The organism is Candidatus Eremiobacterota bacterium (assembly GCA_031082125.1).
GTDB lineage: Bacteria > Vulcanimicrobiota > CADAWZ01 > CADAWZ01 > Ess09-12 > Ess09-12.
Genome location: JAVHLM010000069.1, coordinates 1 through 3,545, shown reverse-complemented (window position 1 = coordinate 3,545; position 3,545 = coordinate 1). Strand labels below are relative to the sequence as shown.

General features: G+C 58.1%; 2 protein-coding genes. One reads left to right on the top strand and one right to left on the bottom strand.

What is annotated here, in order from left to right; all coding sequences use genetic code 11:
* Window positions 1-102: 102 nt before the first annotated feature.
* The gene (locus RDV48_31510) at window positions 103-1,359 is read left to right on the top strand and encodes a hypothetical protein (protein ID MDQ7827364.1); all 1,257 of its coding nucleotides are present in this window, start codon (window positions 103-105) and stop codon (window positions 1,357-1,359) included.
* Between the two features lie 256 nt (window positions 1,360-1,615).
* Here the strand turns inward: RDV48_31510 and RDV48_31505 are convergent.
* Window positions 1,616-3,545, bottom strand: a 1,930-nt coding sequence (locus tag RDV48_31505; protein MDQ7827363.1) for an HNH endonuclease signature motif containing protein, incomplete at its 5' end; no start/stop codon positions are given.

Here is a 3,545-nt window from a genome sequence, read left to right as displayed (position 1 = left end):
AGGTAAATGGGAAATCCACAGGAAAATCTGGTTTAGTTAACCGGGCTGGGACACTTTTTTGATGCCACCGGGTTCCGCCTTGCACAAGAGGCGGGGTTTAAAATGATTGAAGTGATTATTGACATTCCTGTCCCCGGGGACCCGGAAGACCCTGCCCAGTATGACTTTACCCTGCTGGATCAGCAGGTCTCGGCAATCCTCAATAGTGGCGCGGAACCGGTGATTCACCTGATACCCCCCCGGGTAAAGCCATCTGACAGCGGCAAATTTGCCTCTTATGCAAAAAACATAGCGAGGCATCTCACACAAGGCTGGGGTAACGGAAATACCTTTGAGGTAAAAATTTTCCGCTTCGGCAACGAGCCGGAGCTGAGCATTTTCTGGAGCGGCACAAGGGAGGAGTTTTTTCAGACTTACGAAGTATGGGCCAAGGCAATGAAGGAAGTGAGCAGCAGCTTTATACTGGAGGCGCCAGGCTTTGTGAGTCCCTTTGGCCAGGATCATTTCAGCTCAGCAGGAGAGATGAAAGATCTCAATGACTGGGTAAGCGATTTCCTGGATTACTGCACATCCCACGATGTCCCTGTTGACATTGTCACTTTTCACACCTATTCGCCCATTCCCCGTACTTTTTATGAAGGCACCGCCATGATGCGGAAGGAGCTGGAAAAATATCCCTCCTTGAGCCCCCTTTATGGCACCCCCCGCCTTGGAAATGATGAATGGAGCTTCATGACAGGCGATCTCTGGAGCGGATCCTATCATTCGCAGTTTGACAGCGCGTGGGCTGCCGCCCATAATATAGGCAGCCTCATACATATGATTGATCAGGGCGCGAGCCTTTCCATTCGTTATGGCGGACCTTTCAACGGCACCCAGGGAGACGGCCACGATTTTCTCCTCACCGACGGCTACGGGAACGGCAAGCCGGCCTATTATGCCTTTGAAGGCTTTAACTGGCTTGCAGGCAAAGTGCGACTCTCGTCAAGCGGAGGCGACACGATGAATTTTTCAACGCTTGCAGGCCATGATGCGCAGCAGCTTGTAGTGGTCATGGCAAGCTTTGATGTAAAGACATACCTGGAAAAGTATGAGCCTGCAGGCAGCCAGGCATGGAAGGAATACAGCCTTTATGCTTCAAAGTACGGCACTCCCGCGGTGTGCCAACGGTTCAATCTCACCTTTAGAAATCTCCCCTGGAGCAGCTCCCGGCAGGTGGTGTATGAGCATTATGCCGTTGACGACACAAAAAAACTGGAGCTTGTCGAGGCAGAAGAGGTGGAGGGAAGCGGCACTCTCTCATTCAGCGCCGCGATGAATGCCCCTTCCGTCCATATTGTAAAACTCCATGCCCGGTAAAAATTTCGGGTAACTGTGTTATCTTATGAGCTGGCATAACTCAAGGTTTTACTGCTTCCAAATCTGTGATTTGGAATTTCTCCAGGCACCGGGCAGTATTTTACCTTCTTGGGCGGGATAAGATGGGAAATCAGGCGCAGATGAGAAGCGCCTGTCTTCAGGGCGCGGGCAGGTGACAATCATCACGGTGCGGGCCAGAAGCTCCCCAACGGCCTCGGTCTCTGCGACATGAGCGGCAACGTGTATCTTTTCCCCTTCACCATGGAATCGCCGGAACCCGCGTCAGGAGACCCTTTTCATAGACCAGGAAAGGGGTGCCTTCCGAGAGAGAGCCGAAGGTGAAGATGAGATCATAAGGCGCCCTGCCCCTCACGGTGAGGGTCCGCAGGCCGTGGAGGAGGTGAAGGTGGCAGGCCTCGCAGAGCACAATGAGGTTCCAGGGGTCATCGGTGCCCCCCTGGGAGCGCCTGATGATGTGGTGCACATGGAGGTTTCTGCGGCACCGGCAGCCCGGGGCCTGGCAGCGGAACCGGTCCCGCTTCAGGATTTTATGGTGATGGGCCGCCTTTTTCAAGGTTCCCTCGGTCTTGAGATAGTCGGCAAGGAGGGCGGCAAGGAATATCTCTTCCGGTTGGCCCAGGTTGTCAGCGCCTTCCGCCTGAGCGATATGACTGAGAAAAGCCCGTGCCGCCACGTTCCAGACCTGATCAAGCTCCCGGGGGAGAAAGAACTTTATCATCATGGAGCTCCCTGCCGCCGGCGAGGGATCTCCCGCCGTGAGGATATCCACCAGGAAGGTCTCCTCGGGGCTCTCGCCGTGGGGAATGGTGCAGAGCTCCCTGGCTTTTTGCCCCGCACACAGCCTGGAATCTTTTTCAATTTTCTTGGAGGCCTCGGCGGCGCGCAGCTCATCGACATCGCTGAAATACTTCCAGGGCGCATCGAAGCGCCTGTCGCGGCTCGCAACGAGCTCCTCGTCGTCTGACGCGAGAGGCCACGAAGAGCAAAGAGAGGGGCCTTGATACCAGGACCCTGTCCTTATGCAGTCCTGCACCTCCGGAGAAAGGCCCCGGAACCTCTCGTCGGTGAGATAGCGGAGGCCGGGAAGCAAAGTATAATTGTGGGAGACCAGGCAGTCATATTCAAGGATCCTGGCAACTCGCCCCGCCTCTTCCCTGAGGTCCGCCGTGGGCACGCTCGCGGCATAGGCAATCCACTGCGATTCATTCCTGGAGTCCACCAGGGGGAGAATGAGGCGCGCCTGCTCCCTGGTGATGACGCCCTTCCTGAAGGCGTCTTCGGTGAGGGAGTGGCGGCGGAATCCCTGGGCGAGCCTTATGAGCTGGCGGGTCTGCGCCATCGAGAAGCCGCAGCGCTCCCCTGCATAATCCTCGATGAACTCATAGCCGAGAAGGCGGTGGAGCTGCCGCTCATCCATCGCCCGCAGGAGCATTCCCGCGGCCACGTCGAGCCGCTGGCGGATGGAGGCGGCCCTCCGGAGGCGGCCCGCAATCGCCCTGGCGGAGACCCCGGCGTCTTTTCCCGGCCGGCACTCTTCCAGCCACGACGGGAAAAAGATGCTCCAGGGCTGCTCCCAGGGAGAGCCGCAGGAAGGGCCTCCGAAGGCCTGCCCGACAACCTCATCGGGATCGCTCACGCGCCGGTTTCCTATCCTTCTCTTCATGAGGGGCACCCGTGAGAAGAGGGGGCGATTTCCCTTGGCATCAAGGGCCGGGAGCTCCGGGGCGACCTTCCCCGAGGCCAGGAAGTTGGCAAGGAGGGCCTCGACAAATCCGGCGACAGGCCCGTCATAGTGCTCTTTGTCCCTGAAGAGGGAGAGGGCGAAGTCCCAGGTGAGGGCAAGTGAGGGCGGCACGCTGAAATACATCATCGTGCCCTCAGCCTCGTCGCCGTGCGCATCATCGCACGCCCCGCCCGCCGCGCGCAGGCTTCCTTCAGAACCGGGCGCCCCATCGGCCTTTCTTTCAGCGAGAGCCCTTTTCACTTCCCTCTCAAGGCCGCACAGGGAGCGCACCTCTGCAATGGCGAGCCACCAGGACTCATTCTCAGGCGTGATGACCCTCGAGAGATGCCTGAGGGCGCTCTTTGCGATCCTGCCCTCAAGATAGGCCTCCCGCGTGAGGGGGAGCGCCCTGAGAAGCTCGAAGTTGCGCATCAGCTCCGAC